Here is a 16,541-nt window from a genome sequence, read left to right on the forward strand (position 1 = left end):
ACGAAAGGTGGGGAAACCCAGCGGGAGAAAGTTTTGACAGCGTCAATAACAAGGCACTTGCATCTTATGACAAATCTGTCATACACTATTCACGGATCCGCTAAACGCCTCCGGCGGGTCTGATGCGAACGGAGAGATAGCCCCGGTTCACAGCAACGTATGACTCGTATCGTTGCCGCGGACCGGGGCTATCCCGTTTAACGCCAGCCCATCGATTGCTCCGCACCGGTCGTTATGGCGGGCCAAAAGGGCAGGTACGGAGCAATCGACGCAAAGCAGAAGCCCGGCGCCACCCACGGAGCCGGGCTTCCCCAGAAAAGGGCTAGCTGGCGCGGTCCACCACAGCCACCGCGAAGTTGGACAGCGATTCCTTGACCACGCCGTCCGGCAGCGGGGCCAGCGCCGCGATGGCTTCGCTGGCCCACTGGCGCGCAACGATCCAGGACTCGGCAGTAACCGGGTGCTCCCGCAGGCCCGCAACGGCCTCGGCCAGTGCCTCATCCGAGCTCAAGTCGCCGTCAATCAGCTTCAAAAGTTCGACGGCGGACTGGTCACCATCCAGGGCAGCCTTGCGCAGGAGCAGCACCGGCAGGGTGGGAACCCCTTCGCGCAGGTCCGTACCCGGGGACTTGCCGGACTTGACCTTGATGCCCGTCACGTCGATGACGTCGTCGGCAAGCTGGAAGGCCACGCCCACCTTCTCGCCGTACTCCACCAGCACAGATTCGTAGGCGGGGTCGGCCCCGGCGAAGATGGCACCGAGCTGTCCGGAAGCAGCAACCAGGGAACCAGTCTTGTCTGCGATGACCGAGAGGTAGTGCTCCACTGGGTCCTCGTCCGGGCGCGGCCCCACGGTTTCGTGCAACTGGCCCAAGCAGAGCCGCTCAAAGGTGCGTGCCTGGATTCCCAGCGCGCGGGAGCCGAGTTCGGACACCAGGATCGATGCACGCGCGAAGATCAGATCTCCGGTGAGGACAGCCACCGAGTTGCCCCACACCTCGTGGGCCGTGGGAGCACCGCGGCGGAACGGGGCGGAGTCCATCACGTCGTCGTGGTACAGCGTTGCCAGGTGCGTCAGTTCAACCACGACGGCGGCCTGCACCACCGCGGGTAGGGACGCGTCACCGAGGTGCGCGCACAGAAGCGTCAGCAGCGGTCGGATGCGCTTGCCGCCGGCTTCCACGAGATGGCGGGACGTTGCGTCAGCCAGCGGATCCGAGTTGGCGATCGCTTCGCGGAGCTTCTTCTCCACCCGGGCCAGGTTGGTGGTGATGGCCGGTCCCAGCTCGGGATCCCCGGCGATGGCGGCGAACCCCGCGGGCAGCTGCAGGCCGGTGGCGATGGCGGTGGTGTTCAGGCTGGGTTCGGAGTCCGGCAGGCCGTGTCCGGCGTGCGTCCAGCTGTGGTCTGCGGGGTTGGTCACGGGTTAACCCTAACTTTTTGTTGCGGATACCGCTGATTGGAGTCTGCCGGGGTGGGCGATGTATTGGTTGTGGCCGGAACCAGTGATTCCAGGACCCGGATCACCCGGTCCTCGAAGCCCTTGGCGGCCGGGTCCGTGAGGTTGGCCAAAAGCCGGACCACGAAGCGCATCAGGACGGGGATGGGCATACCGGTGCGCAGCGCGAGCTTCATCACCGCCGGCTTTCCGATCAGCGCGGCGAACGCCCGGCCCAAGGTGAAGTGCGATCCCCACTGCTCCCGCACATAGTCCGCGTACCGCGCGAGGTGAGTGTCGGCGTCGTACGTTCCGCCCGAGGAGGCACTGCGCGAGGAGGCGTCGATGATGAACTCGGCGGCGAAGCGCGCCGACTCCATGGCGTAGGAGATGCCTTCGCCGTTGAACGGGGAGACCATGCCGCCGGCGTCACCCAGGAGGAGCAGGCCGGGTGAGTAATGCGGGGTGCGGTTGAAGCCCATCGGCAGGGCGGCGCCGCGGATTTCGCCCACCTGGTTCTCTGGCGTGAAGCCCCACCCGGCAGGCATGCCGGCGGTCCATTCGCGCAGGACCTGTTTGTAGTCGAGCTTGCCGAATTCCTTGGAGGAGTTCAGGATGCCGAGGCCCACGTTCGAGGTGCCGTCGCCCACGCCGAACACCCAGCCGTAGCCGGGCAGCAGTTTTCCGTCGCGGCCGGGAAGCTCCAGCCAGCCTTCCATCCAGTCGTCGTCGGTGCGCGGCGAGGTGAAGTAGGTGCGGACGGCGACGCCGAGCGGGCGGTCGTCGCGCTTCTGGATGCCGAGCGAGACGGCCGTGCGCGTGGAGTTGCCGTCGGCCGCGAGGACGACGTCGGCACTGAACTCGTGCGTCTGCCCCGTCTTGCGTCCGGACTCGTCCAGGATGGCGGCGCGGACGCCGGTGACCCTGCCGTCGTCGTTCCGCAGCGCTTCGGTGACACTGTGGCGTTCAAGGATTCGGGCGCCGGCGGCCTGGGCGTGCCGGGCCAGTTCCTCGTCGAAGCCGAGCCGGGTGCGGATCAGGCCGTACTGCGGAAAGTCGGACACCTCCGGCCAAGGCAGCTCAATCGTGCGGCCGCCAGCGATCAGGCGCAGCCCCTTGTTGCGCCGCCAGCCGTCGTTTTCCGGATGGGGCAGGCCCAGCTTCTGGATTTCTCGGACAGCCCGGGGCGTGAGGCCGTCGCCGCACACCTTTTCGCGGGGGAAGCTCGTCTTCTCCAAAACGGTGACGTCGATGCCGGCCTTGGCAAGGTAGTACGCGGCGGTGGAGCCGGCCGGCCCCGCGCCGACAATCAGTACCTTCACAGGTCAGCGCGTGATGTTGCGGCGCAGTTTGGCCACCGGGCCCTTGTGCGCGGCGATCGCGGCAGCCCCGCCGCCAGCCGTTGATTCCGGAGCCTTGAATGCCCGATGCACCGTCACGATGCCGCCGCTCAGGTTCCGGTAGGTGACGTTCTCCCAGCCGGCATCCTGCAGCCACGCGGCCAGGTGGTCCTGGTCCGGCCAGGCGCGGATGGACTCGGCGAGATAGACGTAAGCGTCCGGGTTGGAAGCGACCTTCACGGCGATGGCCGGCAGGGCGCGCATCAGGTATTCGGTGTACATGGTGCGCCAGAGCGGGACCACGGGCTGCGAGAACTCGGCGATGACCAGGCGGCCGCCCGGCTTCGTGACCCGGAGCATCTCCTGCAGCGCCTTCTTGGGCTCGTTCACGTTGCGCAGGCCGAAGGAGATGGTGGTGGCGTCGAAGGTGTTGTCTGCGAACGGCAGGTTGGTGGCGTCACCGGCGATGAAGTCGATATCCGGGCGGCGGCGCTTGCCCACCTTGAGCATTCCGAGGGAGAAGTCGCACGCCACTACATCTATGCCTGCATCGGCATATGGTTCGCTTGAAGTGCCGGTGCCGGCCGCCAGATCCAGGACGCGCTGCCCCTTGGACACTTCCATCGCTTCCACCACAACCTTGCGCCAGCGGCGGGTCTGCCCCATCGACAGGACATCGTTGACGACGTCGTATTTCGGTGCGACGTCGTCAAACATCGTGGCTACTTCGTCCGGACGCTTATCCAAGGATGCTCGGTTCACCATGACATTGTCTCAAATGTTCAGGAGGGTCCGGACCAAGGCCAATTTCGCCGCACCGGGACCTGGCCTGCGGCGCTACTGCAGGAAAGCCCTCGTGTCCGCCGCCACCTGCTCCGGAACCTCCCAAAGCACCAGATGGCCGACGCCGGGATAGGACTTCAGGATTGAGCGCGGAATCCGTGCCGCAAGGTTTCGTGACCTGCACGGGGCAGGAGTTCGTCCTGTTCGCCGCGCAGGATGAGGGCAGGCGCGCTGATGGCTCCCGCTTCCGTTGGCGGTGTTGCCCTGTAAAGCCCTTGAAGTGCGTCCTTCCATACGTGCACCGGCATTCTCACTCCATCCCGCACCCGGTCCTCGAGGTACCACTGCGGCACCGGCCGGCCCAACGGGAACCAGAGCAGCGACCTCCGCACCCAGTCCTCATCGAGGGGGCCGGCCAGGGCCTCAACCTCGTCAGCAAACGAAGGCCTGCCGTGAAGGCTCAGGGGTGCGCCCACCAGGACAAGGGCGTCCACGCGGTCCGGATCAAGGACCGCCAACTGTTGGGCCACATAGCCGCCGCTCGAGGAACCCAGGACGGCTGCGGACTCCAGCTGCAGGGCATCGAGGATGGCCGCCGCGTCTGCAGCCTGGTCTTCCAGCGAGTAGCCATTGTCCGGTTTGTCCGCGTCTCCGTGGCCGCGCAGGTCCGGCGCCGCGATCCTGAATTCCGGCAGGAGCGGTACCAGCCGGTCGAAGCTGCGGGACGATTCGCCCCAGGCGTGCAGGAGCAACAGGGGCTTGGCGTCGGGTTCGTCCTGCAGCAGGCACGGCACGGCGATGCCGGTGCTGAGCTGCAGGATGCGGACCTCTGAGTCCATAGCTGAAGGCTACGCCGGCGGGCGCTTCACGGGTATGCGCAGCTCGAGGTACTGCGTTCTACGCTGCCCGTTCAGTAAAAGGGAGTACCGTGGAGCAATCATGACCAGCACGTTCCGCACCTTGACAGTCCCCCTTGATCGCCAACAATTCGCCGGGGGGCTGCCGTCGTTTTTGGTCCGGGACGATGTCCTCTGCTGGAGCCGCCGGGAGGCAGGACTGGTGGGATTCGGTGAAATTGCCCGTTTCACCGCCACCGGCCCCGAGCGCTTCCTCGAGGCAGACATCTGGTGGCGCCACCTTGTCCTCGAGGCCGAGATTTCTGACTCCGTGGAGCTTCCCGGCACAGGTCCGGTCGCCTTCGGCTCCTTCGCTTTCTCCAAAACCTCGGCCCACGAGTCCCGGCTGATCGTGCCCGAGATTGTGGTGGGCGTGCGCGACGGCCAGGTCTGGCTCACCCAGCTGACGTTCGACGACGGGTCCCTCACCAGGGAGGGCGCCCTTGCCGCACTGGACCGCTGGCTGGGCGGCGGTTCCGCTGCCGGAAGCACGACGGCGGCAGCGGACCCTGCCGGGGACGGCACTTCCGGCAACGTTCCCGCCCGGGCGGGCGGCGCCGTCGTACGTCCCCTGCCCCTGGCTGCCGGGGCAACCCTGCACACGGGCTCGCTGGACGAGGAGGACTGGAAGGCTGCCGTCGCCGCCGGGGTGGCCGAGATCCGGACCGGGGCGCTCGAGAAGCTGGTGCTCGCGCGGGACATCGTGGCCACCGTGCCCACCGGCGTCAACGCCGCGAAGGTGCTGCGGGAGCTCGCCGGGCGGTACCGGGAATGCTGGACCTACGGCGTGGACGGCCTGGTGGGTGCGACGCCGGAGATGCTGATCCAGGTGGAGGGGCGGACTGCGCAGGCGCGGGTGCTGGCCGGGACCCTGGATCGCCGTGATGCCCACGGCGAGGACGGACTTCCCATGGACTACGCCACACGGGTGCTGGCAGGGTCCGAGAAGCAGCGGCATGAACACGAGATCGCCATCCAGTCGCTGACCACCCAGCTGGCGCCGTTTTCCGAGGCAATGAACGCTCACGACGAGCCGTTCATCCTGGAGCTGCCGAACGTGTGGCACCTGGCCTCGGATGTGAAGGCCGAGCTGGCTGAGGTGGAGGGCCACGTGCCCACATGCCTGGCGCTGATCAATGCGCTGCACCCGACGGCCGCTGTCTGCGGAACTCCGACCCAGGTTGCCGGAGCCCTCATCCGCAAGCTGGAGCACCTGGACCGTGGTCCCTATGCCGGACCCGTGGGATGGCTTGACGCGGCCGGTAACGGTGAATGGGGGATCGCGCTGCGTGGTGCGGTCATCGAGGGGCCGGAAACCGTACGGCTGTATGCGGGCTGTGGAATAGTCGACGGCTCACAGCCCGAAGCCGAACTCGCCGAGACCTGGGCGAAGTTCCGCCCGATGCTGGAATCGCTGGGAATCAAGAATTAAGCCAGCGAGTCCGGTATCTGAGACAGCACTGCTTCCCCTAGGCTTGAAAACAGGAGCAATTTAGTTATCCAATAGTGAAACTAAGTTTCCTGTGATGCACATCTCCTGTTCGGCGCTACACTATGAACCGATTTAGTACCGCATACTCCTGCAACAAAAGGTAAGAAACATGCAGCTCAAGTCCCTGGCCACGGCCAAAATGACCGCCAAGGCCGCAGCACTCTTTGCCGTTGGCGCCCTCACCCTCACGGCCTGCGGCGGCGGAAGCTCAACTCCGGCAGCGTCCGAAGGCGGCATCCAGCTCATCAACTCCGGCAAGCTCACGGTCTGCTCGGACATCCCCTACGAGCCGTTCGAATTCGAAAAAGACGGCCAGACGGTCGGCTACGACGTGGACATCGCCAAGGAGCTCGCCAAGGACTTTGGTGCCGAACTGAGCATCGTGGACAGCTCCTTCGAGGCCATCGAGACCGGCACCGCCCTGACCCAGTGCGATCTGGGCATCTCTTCGATCTCCATCACCGACACCCGCAAGTCCGTGATGGACTTCTCCACCCCGTACCTTGATGACGACCTGGCCCTCGTTGCCAGCGACAGCTCCGGCATCAAGAGCCTGGAAGACGCCAAGGGCAAGAAGGTGGGCGTCCAGCAGGCCACCACCGGCGCCGACTACGCGCAGGAGAATGGCATCGACGCACAGCAGTTCGAGGACACCGGCCTCCTGGTTCAGGCACTTGAGGCCGGCACCATCGATGCCGCCCTGGGCAACCAGTCTGTTCTGGGCTACGCCATCAAGGACCAGCCCAAGTTCAAGAGCGTTGAGGACTTTGCCACCGGCGAGCAGTTGGGCATCTCCATCAAGAAGGGCAACACCGCCATGGCGGAGAAGGTCAACGCCACCCTCAAGCGGCTGACCGATGACGGCTCACTGGAGAAGTTCAAGACCACCTGGTTCGGCGAAACCGCCAAGTAGCCACCGCCCTGTAGTCGCCGTGCAGGACTGAGGCTCCCCGCCTTGGCTCCTTCACGGCCCTGAGCACTACTCAGCAGGGGCCCCGGACGGGCTGTACCGCAGTCCGTCCGGGGCCTCTGCCACGCACAACGAATGTGAGCACCCCATGGCAATGACCGCACGTCAGCGAGCCAGAGTAAGCCTGTATGTCCAGGCCGGAATCTTTGTTGTGGCCATCGCCGCGCTGATCCTGGCCACCGACTGGAAGACCATCGGCAACAGCGTCTTCAACTTCGCCAAAATCGGGCCGATGTTCCCCGGCATCTTCACCACCGGCCTGGTGAACACCCTGATCTACACGTTCCTCGGCTTTATTGTGGGCCTCTCCGGCGGCCTGCTGCTGGCCCTGATGAAGCTCTCCAGCTTCCCGCTGTACCGCTGGATCGCCACCGGTTACATCGAGTTCTTCCGCGGCGTCCCCGCCCTGCTGGTGTTCATCGCCTTCGGTTACGGCGTGCCCCTGGCGTTCGGCGTCTCGTGGAACATCACCCTGGTGGTCATGGTTTCGCTTGGCATCGTGGCCTCCGCATATATCGCAGAGACCCTCCGGGCAGGCCTGCAGGCTGTGCCGAAGGGCCAGCTCGAAGCCGCCCGCTCCCTGGGCATGCCGCAGTGGCGGGCCATGGTGACCATCGTGATTCCGCAGGCCTTCAAGATCGTCCTGCCGCCGCTGACCAACGAGGTCATCCTGCTCACCAAGGACTCCTCGCTGATCTACGTCCTGGGCCTCACCGCCTCCCAGTACGAGCTCACCAAGTTCGGCCGCGACGGCATCTCCAGCCTGGGTGCGGGACTGACCCCGCTGCTGGTGGCCGGCGCCTTCTACCTGGTGATCACCATCCCGCTGAGCCTGCTGGCCCGGAAGTTCGAAAGCCGCTCCGCGCGGACCAAGCGATAGGCAGGGAAGACCATGAACGACGTCGTCAACAACTCGCGCGGTGGTACGGCCAGCTTGCACGCCGCCGGCGTGTCCATCAAGGACCTGCGCAAGTCCTACGGGACCAACGAGGTACTGAAGGGCATCAGCCTGGACGTAGCGCCGGGCGCGGTGGTCTGCCTGATCGGGCCCTCCGGTTCCGGCAAGTCCACACTGCTGCGCTGCGTCAACCTCCTGGAGCAGCCCAACCAGGGCAGCATCCACGTGGGCGGCTTTGAAGCCACCGACCCCGATGTGGACATCGACAAGATGCGCCGCAAGGTGGGCATGGTGTTCCAGCAGTTCAACCTCTTCCCGCACCTGGACGCCAAGCGCAACTGCTCCATCGCCCAGACCAAGGTCCTCAAGCGGTCACAGGCCGAGGCGGACAAGGTGTCCATGCACAACCTGGAGCGCGTGGGCCTGGGTCACCTCGCCGACCGCTTCCCCGACCAGCTCTCGGGCGGCCAGCAACAGCGCGTTGCGATCGCCCGTGCATTGAGCATGGACCCCGAACTGATGCTCTTCGACGAGCCCACCTCCGCGCTGGACCCCGAAACCGTGGGCGATGTCCTCTCCGTGATGCGCAACCTCGCCAAGGAAGGCATGACCATGCTGGTGGTGACCCACGAGATGGGCTTCGCCCGTGAAGTGGCCGACCGCGTGGTGTTTATGGACGGCGGCGTTGTGGTGGAAGAGGGCGTGGCCGAGCAGGTCATTTCCGCCCCCACACAGCCGCGTACCAAGGAGTTCCTGCGCCGCGTGCTGGATCCGACGCACATCGAGATCGAGGAATAGGCGCACCTCGGCGACGCTCTGATTTTCTGTCGACGCACAAATGCCCTGTCGCTACCGGGATTCCGGTAGCGACAGGGCATCTGCGTGTCGCAGGCATTTTTGTGCGTCGGGAACAGCAGAACGCGTACGACGGCGGCGTGCCCAACCCGCTGCCGGCTCTCGTTCCAGCCGGCCCTTTACTTCGCCGCGTGCGGGAGCCCACAATGGTCCCTCTACAGCCTCCACTGGCTCAGCAGCGCGCTGCCCATCCGGCTCCGTCCCATCCCAGCCGGCTATTAGGAGGAGCGCTGCTATGACAGATCGGACAACTACATCCCGGGCCACCTCTGCCGTATCTGATCGAGCTGCACGGCTGGCATCGATTCCCTCATTTCAGCGGGTGGATACCTACATCACGGAGGCCAGCTTGCGGCGGCAGGGCCAGTCCGACGTCTGCGATTTCACGTTGGGCAATCCGCACCAGATGCCGGCCGAGCGCTATGTCAATACGTTGCGGGACGCGTTGACCCCGCAAAATGATCAGTGGTTCGCTTACCAGACCAACGGCGAGGCCGCCCGGGAGGCTGCCGCGGAATCCCTGCAGCGGCTGCTGGACGTGCCGTTCCGGATGGAGGATATCTACCTCACCACCGGAGGCTTTGCTGCCATCGCCTTGGCGCTGAAAACGGTCGCCGATCCGGGTGATGAGGTTATATTCAGCCTGCCGCCGTGGTTCCTTTACGAGCCTTTGATCATTGAAGCCGGCCTCGTCCCGGTGAAAGTGAAGATCAACACCACAACGTTCGACCTGGATCTCGAAGCGATCGATGCTGCCATTACCGAGAGAACAAGGGTTGTTATCGTGAATTCGCCCAACAACCCCACGGGCCGGATCTATCCACCCGAACTGCTGCAGCGGCTGGCCGCACTGCTGGAAGCAGCCTCTGCAAGAACCGGACGCCGGATCTACCTGATCTCAGACGAAGCCTACAACCGCATCGTCTTTGACGGGCTCCGCTTCCACAGTCCGGTGGAGTTTTATGCGCACACGCTGCTTGCCTACTCCTACGGCAAAACACACCTGTCCCCCGGCCAGCGGGTGGGCTACCTGGCGCTGCCACCCACGATGCCGCAACGGGAGGAGATGCGCCCGGCCATCACCGGCCTGCAGGTGGCGATGGGGTGGGTGTACCCGAACGCCCTGCTGCAGCATGCGCTTCCCGAACTGGAGAAGTTCTCCATCGACGTCGGACAGTTGCAGCGGCGCCGGGACCGGCTTGTCGATGCCCTGGGTGGCATGGGTTACCGCGTCCACCGGCCGGAGGGTACGTTCTACCTGTATGTGACGTCCCCGATTCCGGACGACGAGGCGTTCACCGAGTCACTCGTCCGCCGGGATGTCTTTGTTTTCCCGGGCGTGCTGTTTGAGACGCCGGGTTTCTTCCGGATCTCCCTTACGGCCAACGAGGACATGATTGAACGCAGCCTGCCTGCATTCGAGGCCGCGATGAAGGAAAGCGTGGACAGGAACGGGACGTGAGCCAAAGGACCTTCCGCAGGATGTCCCCGTCTTGAGCCCGAGGCCCGCTCCTAGCGCGCCAGTACTCCCCCGACTGCCGCGGCGACGGCATCTTTGATCCTGGCGTGCAGTGCGCGCAGGCCGTGCCGGTCCGCCCGGACTTCTATGATGCTGCGTCCCTCCACCGGTTGGGCAAGCGCTTCGGCGAGTCCCGCCGTCGTGGTCACCAGGGAATGCCCGACGCCGTACGCTGCGGCGAGTGCCGCGATGTCCACTGAGTGCGGGGTGCCGAAGAGCCGTTCGACGGCGTCTCCATACGTTCCGGCCTCGCGCACCGCGCCGTGTTCCAGGAGGTCGAAGATGGCGCCGCCGGAGTCGTTGAGGACCACGATCCGCAGCTCGGGCTGCGCCTCCCCTGTGCCTAGGAGGAGGCCGCCGGCGTCGTGCAGGAAGGTGACGTCACCCAGCAGGACCGTGGTTTCCTGCCGCCCGCCAAGCGCGATGCCTGTGGCGGTGGAGATGGTGCCGTCGATCCCGGCCAGGCCGCGGTTGGCGTACACGGTGGCGGCGGGTTCGGGGGCTGGCAGGCCGGCGAGGTCCACGTCGCGGATGCCGTTCGAGGAGCCCAGCAGCAGCTGCCCGCGCGTGTTCTTCCAGACCAGTGAACCCACGGACGGACCTGTGGCCGCGGCCCCGGAGGACAGGACACTGTCGAGCGCATGCTGTCCCGCGGACCCTGCAAGCAGCCAGGTGTCCAGCCAGGCGCCGGTGCCGCGGCCGGCGAAATCCGCGAGGTCCGCCAGGTTTTCCAGCGGCAGTTCGGTCCGGCGGCCGGGCTCATACCAGGCGACGGGCACCGGTTGATACAAGGCGGCCTGGACGTCGCGGCGGGCCAGGAGCGCGGCCACCGGCCGGGACAGCGTGGGCCGGCCAAACAGCACCACACGCTCGATCGGCTGGTCCGAGCCTGGCCCGAAGTGCTCCAGCAGCAGCCGGTAAGGGCCCACGGCGTTCGGCCCGAAGCGGGCGTTGGAGGACGGTTCGGCGAGCAGCGGGAGGTTGTGGGCGCGGGCGAAGGCCTCGGCGACGGGACCGGCGTCGTGCCCTGCAAGGACCACCGTCCGCCGCTCAGGCAGTTCGTCCGGCGCCGGCGGCAGGTTCATGACCAGCGGTTCGGTGCCGATCCGGTAGCGCTGCCGGTCGACCGGCACAGGCAACTGGTCAGACGGCTCCGGAACCAGCGGATCGCGGAACGCGAGGTTGAGCTGCACAGGGCCCGGGGCGAGATCCGGGAACGCTCCGGTGGCGGCCGAGAGTCCGGTCTGAACGGCCCGTTCCGGGTTGGATCCCGCGGGGATGTCGACGGCGAAACGGACCTGTTCGCCGAAAATATCCGGCTGGACCGTGGTCTGGTTGGCGCCGGTGCCGCGCAGCTCGTCGGGCCGGTCCGCGGAGAGGACGATCAGTGGAACCGCCGCGTGGTTGGCCTCCATCACCGCCGGCAGCAGGTTTCCGACGGCGGTCCCGGAGGTGGTCAGGACGGCGGCCGGCGAGCCCGTGGACAGGGCCAGTCCCAGGGCGGTAAATCCGGCGGAACGCTCGTCGATCCGGACCAGCAGCTCCACCCGGCCCTCCGCCGAAGCCTCAGCAAGCGCGTATGCCATGGGGGCGGACCGGGAACCCGGCGAGACGACCACGTGCTGCACGCCGCCGTCGAGCAATGCCCCTACGGCGGTCCGCGCCGCTGCGAGGGCACTCAGCTGAGGTTCGGCGTCGTAAGAAGCTGCCTCGGAGGTGCGGGGGGCGTCGGGGGCAGGTTCGTTCAGCGAAGTCACCAAACCAGTCTGCCACCACCGACGCTCTCCCACCTGTTGCCGCAAAACGGCAGACGCTCTCTCACTTTTCGCGGCTTAAAGGGCAACGCTCTCTCACCTTCGGCCCGTAAACCGAACCGAGGGTGAGAGAGCGTGTCCCCAAAAGGCGCATCAGGTGAGAGAGGGTCGGATTTTGGCAGGCTCAATCACCGGGCGGAGTTAGCCGCGGAACACCTGGATCACGGATGGACGCGGCGCGCGCGCCTGGCCGGGGGCCGGCGTCGCACCTTCCGGGACATAGTCCGGGAAGAAGGAAAGCTGCTTGTCGAAGGTGCCGTCCTCACCCGGGTGCTGCACGGAGACAAAAACTGTCAGTTCCTCGTCGTGGATGATGGGGCCGCAGGTTTCGGCGTCGCGCGGAACGGCAAGGAACTGCTCCACCTTGCCACGCTCGGCGCCGTCCAGGGTGACCTTGAACAGGCCGTCCGCCCGGCCGATGCCGGAGAGCGCGCCGTCGGTGGAGATCCAGAGGTTGCCCACGGAGTCGAACGCGAGGTTGTCCGGGCAGGAGATGGGCGAGACCTTGTCCACGGGGAAGCCGGAGAAGTAGGTGACGTCGCCCTGCGCCGGATCGCCGCAGACCATGAGCAGGTTCCAGGTGAACTTGGTGGAGGTCTGGTCATCGGTTTCGGTGATTTCCACGATGTGGCCGTCGCGGTTCTGGTTGCGCGGGTTGACCTCGTTTGCGCCTTCATTGGATCCAACACCGCGGTTGGAGTTGTTGGTGCAGGCCACGTAGACCTTGCCGGTGTGCAGGCTGGGCTGGACGTCCTCGCAGCGGTCCATCTTGGTGGGGCCAACCTTGTCGGCGGCCAGGCGGGTGTACACCAGGACCTCTTCCACGGTCATGCCCGGCACAGCCGACTTGCCGTCCACCACCAGCGGCAGCCATTCGCCGATGCCGTCGAACGCGCCGTCTGAGGGCACGGCCCCCGTGCCGGTGATGTCAGCAGCCGGCGAGTTGCCGGTGAACCTGGCCACGTAGAGGTTGCCGGCGGACAGCAGGCCCATGTTGTGCGCCCGGTTCCCCTCAACGTACTTGTCCTTGGAGACGAACTTGTAGAGGTAGTCGAACCGCTCGTCGTCGCCCATGTAGGCCACGACGTGCCCGGACTCTGCCACGATCACGTTGGCGCCTTCGTGTTTGAAGCGGCCCAGGGCGGAGTGCTTGCGCGGGGTGGAGGTTGGGTCGAACGGGTCCACTTCCACGATCCAGCCGAAGCGGTTGGCCTCGTTTTCGTAGCCCTTGTTCCGGGTGTCCCAGCGCGGGTCATCGAGCTCCCACTGGCGGGCGGTGGCGTTGGAGGTCAGGCCATAGCGTTGGTCCCCGGCAGAAGTGCCATTGCCGACGAAGTAGCCCTGGAAGTTCTCCTCACCGGACAGGATGGTGCCCCAGGGGGTGGTGCCGCCGGCGCAGTTGCCCAGGGTTCCCTTGATAAAGCGGCCGCTGGGATCCGCGACGGTCTTGACCAGCGACGAGCCTGCGGCCGGACCGGTCAGCTCGTAAACAGTGTTGTTCAGGTAGCGGCGGTTCAGCGGCGCGCCCTTCACGTAGGTCCACGGCTTGTTCTTGTTCTGGCGCTCCAGCTCCACCACGCTCAGGCCGTGCGCCGCTGCCCCCACAGCCCGCACCTGGTCCGCAGGCAGGGACGCCGGGAACATGATGGCGTCGTTGGTGTATTCGTGGTTGGCAAACAGGACGGCGCGGCGGCCCTTGCTGCCCGGGATCTCCAGGATGTCCGTGTAGTCGTTGTTGTAGCCGAATTGCTTTTCCTGCGAGGCCGCCGACTGGTTGTTCAGGTCGAACTCCGGCGCGTCATTGAAGATCGGGTCGCCCCAGCGGATGACCGGCTGCCAGGTGAAACCTTCCGGAACGGTAACAGCATCGACGGAAGCATCAATCGACGGGATGGCCGTGAACTGCAGCTTGGACTTGCCGAAGCCCTCCTTGGCAGCTTTTGAGAGGCCCGCGGCGGAGGCGGGTTCGGCGGAGGTCATCGCGGAGCCGAGTACGACGGCGAGCGCACCGGCGGCGCCCAAGCCCAGGGCGGCCCGGCGGGACATGGTGGCGGAGGCGATGTCGCCGAAGTAGCTGTTGGAGCTGGTGTTGCAGACCTCGCCGACGCAGGCGTTGTCGCACTTGAGCGCGCAGGTGACGGCACTGCGCTTGCCCTTAGTATGGCCGAGCATTGGCAGCAGCGGAAATTTGCGGGCAGTCGTTTCAGACATGGGGGCCTTCCAGGGTGTTTCTACGAGGTCCCGCCCACCCTGTCAGCTGATTTCTACGTCAAGTAGTCAGCAGGGTGAACCCGGGGTAAACCCGCCGGTAACCCCGGATGACCTGCGCAAACGTGAGAGAGCGTTGCAGGAAAAGCCGCGCTAAGTGAGAGAGCGTTGCAGGAAGAGGGCGCGTTAAGTGAGAGAGCGTTGCCAAGGGGCGAGGTGTGCGTGGACGCGGCGGAGCCGGGCCAGCCACCAGTCGCGGCGCTCCCCGGGCGCTGCATACTGCTCCAGCAGCCCAGCGTCGGCGGGGACATCGCGGAGGCGGATGGCGCCGTCGTCGGGCACCAAGGGATCCTTGGTGACGTCCGATTCAAACAGGGACACTGTCCCCAGCCCGCATGCGTACGGCAGCTCGGGAAGTGCGGCGGCCAGGGCCAGGCCCGCGCGGATCCCCACGGACGTGTCCAGCGCCGAGCTGACCACGGCGGGAAGCCCGGCCTGCGTCACGATGTCCAGCGCGCGGCGCACTCCCCCGAGCGGTGCCACCTTGACCACGATCAGGTCCGCTGCCCCGGCCCGCGCGACTTTCAGGGGATCGGACTCCTTGCGGACGCTTTCATCGGCCGCGACCAGCACCGGCGTGCCTGCCGCCTGCAAGGCGCGGCGCACCTCTGCCAGGCCGTTGATGGTGGGAACGGGCTGCTCAGCGTATTCCAGTCCGACGTCGGCCAGCCGGATGAGTGCCTCGATGGCAGCCGGGACGTCCCAACCCCCGTTCGCGTCGACGCGGATGGCGGCGTCCGGGAGGGCGGAACGGACGGCGGCGAGGCGGGCGGCGTCGTCGTGGAGCGTTTGGCCGCGCTCGGCGACCTTCACCTTGACGGCGTCCACCCGGCCAAAGCGGGCCAGAACCTCCGGCACGCGCTCAGCCGCAACGGCAGGGACGGTGGCGTTGACCGGGATCAACGGCCGCAGCGGATCGGGAAACCCTTCCCAGGCCGCCTCGATGGCGGCGGCCAGCCAGCGGGACGCTTCGGCATCGCCATACTCGGGGAAGGGGCAGAACTCACCCCAGCCGGCCGGACCGTGCAGGAGCAGCGACTCGCGCTCCGTGATGCCGCGGAACTTCACGCGCATCGGCAGGCTGACCACGTGCGCACCGGCGAGCAGTTCCTCGACGGCGGGCAGGTAAGGCGGCACGGTAGGCATGGACCCACTGTACAAGCGGCCACTGACACAAACCGGCGGGCAGAAGCGGCGGCTGACAAAGCACGGAGCCGGGCGCTAGATCCACTTGTTGTGCCGGAACGTCCAGTAGAGCGCCAGCCCCATGGCAACCATCAGGCCCAGTGCGAACGGGTAGCCGAACACCCAGTCCAGCTCAGGCATCGAGCTGAAGTTCATGCCATAGATGGTTCCCACAAGCGTCGGGGCGAAGAGGATGGCCGCCCAGGACGAGATCCGTTTAACCTGCTCGCTCTGCGCGAAGCTGGACTCCGTGAGGCGGCGCATCTCGTCGTTTTGCCGCTGGGCCACCAGGGCTGCGTTGACGGCGAGCGCGTTCTGCAGCAACGCCCGGAATGAGGCCACGCGTTCGTTGAGCCGCAACACGTGGTCCAGGACATCACGGAAATGGTCCTGGAGTTCAGGGTCGGGCACGCGCTCCGGCGTCCCGGCAGTCAGGACCTGCAGGATGCCCGCCAGGGGGCTGGTGGCGCGCTGGAAGGTGATGACCTGGCGGGACAGTTCGTAGATCCGGCGGGAAACGTCGGGGTCGGCGCCGAAGAGGTCGTCCTCGATCTCGTCGATATCGTTTTCGAGCCCGGCCGCCACCGGTTCGTACTCGTCCACCACCTGGTCAAGGATCCCGTAGAGCACGGCATCCGGGCCCAGCGCGAGGAACTCCGGCATGGCCTCCATCCGGCGGCGGACTTTCGCCAGGTCCGGGGATTCGGCGTGCCGGACGGTCACCACGTAGTCCTGCCCCACAAAGACGTGGATCTCGCCGAAGTCCACCTTTTCGACGTCGTCCAGGTAGCGGGCGGGCCGGAGGACCAGGAACACGCATTCGCCGTAGTGCTCCAGCTTGGCGCGCTGGTGCCCGGCGAGGGCATCCTCCACGGCCAGGGAGTTGAGGTCAAATTCCTCCGCCACGGACTGCAGTTCATCGGGATCCGGCCGGTACAGCCCGATCCAGGCCATCCCCTCACGCTGCCGGAGCACGAAGTAGGTCTCGTCCAGGCTTCCGGGGTCCGGCGTGCGCAGCCCGTCCACATACACGGCGTTATCGATGATGGTCATGGACCCGCCTGAAGTGCTTGATGGCCTCCA

Annotated in this window: 13 protein-coding genes; 5 read left to right on the plus strand and 8 right to left on the minus strand. The window is 66.1% G+C overall.

The annotated features are described in order from the left end of the window. Positions 1 to 322: 322 nt before the first annotated feature. The 4 genes from FBY31_RS08235 to FBY31_RS08250 form a co-directional block, all read right to left on the minus strand. On the minus strand, positions 323 to 1,423 hold the full coding sequence (locus tag FBY31_RS08235) for a polyprenyl synthetase family protein (protein WP_142039149.1): 1,101 nt from the start codon (positions 1,421 to 1,423) through the stop codon (positions 323 to 325). Continuing rightward, a complete protein-coding gene (locus tag FBY31_RS08240) occupies positions 1,420 to 2,760 on the minus strand; it encodes a geranylgeranyl reductase family protein (RefSeq protein ID WP_142039151.1) in 1,341 nt (446 codons plus the stop codon). The genes FBY31_RS08235 and FBY31_RS08240 overlap by 4 nt, the downstream gene beginning before the upstream one ends. Before the next feature lie 3 nt (positions 2,761 to 2,763). Beyond that, a complete protein-coding gene (locus FBY31_RS08245; RefSeq protein WP_235012973.1) occupies positions 2,764 to 3,540 on the minus strand; it encodes a demethylmenaquinone methyltransferase in 777 nt (258 codons plus the stop codon). 158 nt (positions 3,541 to 3,698) lie between these two features. Beyond that, positions 3,699 to 4,400, minus strand: a complete 702-nt coding sequence (locus FBY31_RS08250) for an alpha/beta fold hydrolase (protein ID WP_235012974.1) — start codon at positions 4,398 to 4,400, stop codon at positions 3,699 to 3,701. Positions 4,401 to 4,500: 100 nt separating this feature from the next. Between FBY31_RS08250 and FBY31_RS08255 the strand changes: the two genes are divergently transcribed. The 5 genes from FBY31_RS08255 to FBY31_RS08275 all read left to right on the plus strand — a co-directional run bounded on the left by FBY31_RS08255 (position 4,501) and on the right by FBY31_RS08275 (position 10,134). Then, positions 4,501 to 5,889 (plus strand): isochorismate synthase, encoded by a 1,389-nt coding sequence (locus tag FBY31_RS08255; protein WP_142039157.1) that lies wholly within the window; start codon positions 4,501 to 4,503, stop codon positions 5,887 to 5,889. A gap of 169 nt (positions 5,890 to 6,058) precedes the next feature. After that, positions 6,059 to 6,862, plus strand: coding sequence for an ABC transporter substrate-binding protein (locus FBY31_RS08260; protein WP_142039159.1), 804 nt, complete (start codon positions 6,059 to 6,061; stop codon positions 6,860 to 6,862). A gap of 145 nt (positions 6,863 to 7,007) precedes the next feature. Beyond that, positions 7,008 to 7,799: an amino acid ABC transporter permease gene (locus FBY31_RS08265; RefSeq protein WP_142039162.1), complete on the plus strand. Its 792-nt coding sequence runs from the start codon at positions 7,008 to 7,010 to the stop codon at positions 7,797 to 7,799. 12 nt (positions 7,800 to 7,811) lie between these two features. Continuing rightward, positions 7,812 to 8,615: an amino acid ABC transporter ATP-binding protein gene (locus FBY31_RS08270; RefSeq protein ID WP_142039200.1), complete on the plus strand. Its 804-nt coding sequence runs from the start codon at positions 7,812 to 7,814 to the stop codon at positions 8,613 to 8,615. 292 nt (positions 8,616 to 8,907) lie between these two features. Then, positions 8,908 to 10,134, plus strand: a complete 1,227-nt coding sequence (locus FBY31_RS08275) for an aminotransferase class I/II-fold pyridoxal phosphate-dependent enzyme (RefSeq protein ID WP_142039203.1) — start codon at positions 8,908 to 8,910, stop codon at positions 10,132 to 10,134. A gap of 50 nt (positions 10,135 to 10,184) precedes the next feature. Here FBY31_RS08275 and menD read toward each other — a convergent pair whose 3' ends face one another. The 4 genes from menD to FBY31_RS08295 form a co-directional block, all read right to left on the minus strand. Continuing rightward, positions 10,185 to 11,948: a 2-succinyl-5-enolpyruvyl-6-hydroxy-3-cyclohexene-1-carboxylic-acid synthase gene (menD, locus tag FBY31_RS08280; RefSeq protein WP_142039206.1), complete on the minus strand. Its 1,764-nt coding sequence runs from the start codon at positions 11,946 to 11,948 to the stop codon at positions 10,185 to 10,187. A gap of 198 nt (positions 11,949 to 12,146) precedes the next feature. Next, positions 12,147 to 14,216 carry a PhoX family protein gene (locus tag FBY31_RS08285; protein WP_142039209.1) on the minus strand — a complete coding sequence of 690 codons (2,070 nt, stop codon included), beginning with the start codon at positions 14,214 to 14,216 and terminating at the stop codon, positions 12,147 to 12,149. A 183-nt stretch (positions 14,217 to 14,399) separates the two neighbouring features. Then, positions 14,400 to 15,419, minus strand: coding sequence for an o-succinylbenzoate synthase (locus FBY31_RS08290; RefSeq protein WP_142039212.1), 1,020 nt, complete (start codon positions 15,417 to 15,419; stop codon positions 14,400 to 14,402). Between the two features lie 75 nt (positions 15,420 to 15,494). Beyond that, a complete protein-coding gene (locus FBY31_RS08295) occupies positions 15,495 to 16,511 on the minus strand; it encodes a magnesium and cobalt transport protein CorA (RefSeq protein WP_142039215.1) in 1,017 nt (338 codons plus the stop codon). Between the last annotated feature and the right edge of the window lie 30 nt (positions 16,512 to 16,541).

This window comes from Arthrobacter sp. SLBN-100, from assembly GCF_006715305.1.
Lineage (GTDB): Bacteria > Actinomycetota > Actinomycetes > Actinomycetales > Micrococcaceae > Arthrobacter.

Excerpts from the sequence above, each read along its gene's own strand:
- FBY31_RS08250 (WP_235012974.1), bottom strand. The coding sequence starts at position 4,400 with ATGGACTCAGAGGTCCGCATCCTGCAGCTCAGCACCGGCATCGCCGTG.
- FBY31_RS08255 (WP_142039157.1), top strand. The coding sequence starts at position 4,501 with ATGACCAGCACGTTCCGCACCTTGACAGTCCCCCTTGATCGCCAACAA.
- FBY31_RS08260 (WP_142039159.1), top strand. The coding sequence starts at position 6,059 with ATGCAGCTCAAGTCCCTGGCCACGGCCAAAATGACCGCCAAGGCCGCA.
- FBY31_RS08265 (WP_142039162.1), top strand. The coding sequence starts at position 7,008 with ATGGCAATGACCGCACGTCAGCGAGCCAGAGTAAGCCTGTATGTCCAG.
- FBY31_RS08270 (WP_142039200.1), top strand. The coding sequence starts at position 7,812 with ATGAACGACGTCGTCAACAACTCGCGCGGTGGTACGGCCAGCTTGCAC.
- FBY31_RS08275 (WP_142039203.1), top strand. The coding sequence starts at position 8,908 with ATGACAGATCGGACAACTACATCCCGGGCCACCTCTGCCGTATCTGAT.
- FBY31_RS08285 (WP_142039209.1), bottom strand. The coding sequence starts at position 14,216 with ATGTCTGAAACGACTGCCCGCAAATTTCCGCTGCTGCCAATGCTCGGC.
- FBY31_RS08290 (WP_142039212.1), bottom strand. The coding sequence starts at position 15,419 with ATGCCTACCGTGCCGCCTTACCTGCCCGCCGTCGAGGAACTGCTCGCC.
- FBY31_RS08295 (WP_142039215.1), bottom strand. The coding sequence starts at position 16,511 with ATGACCATCATCGATAACGCCGTGTATGTGGACGGGCTGCGCACGCCG.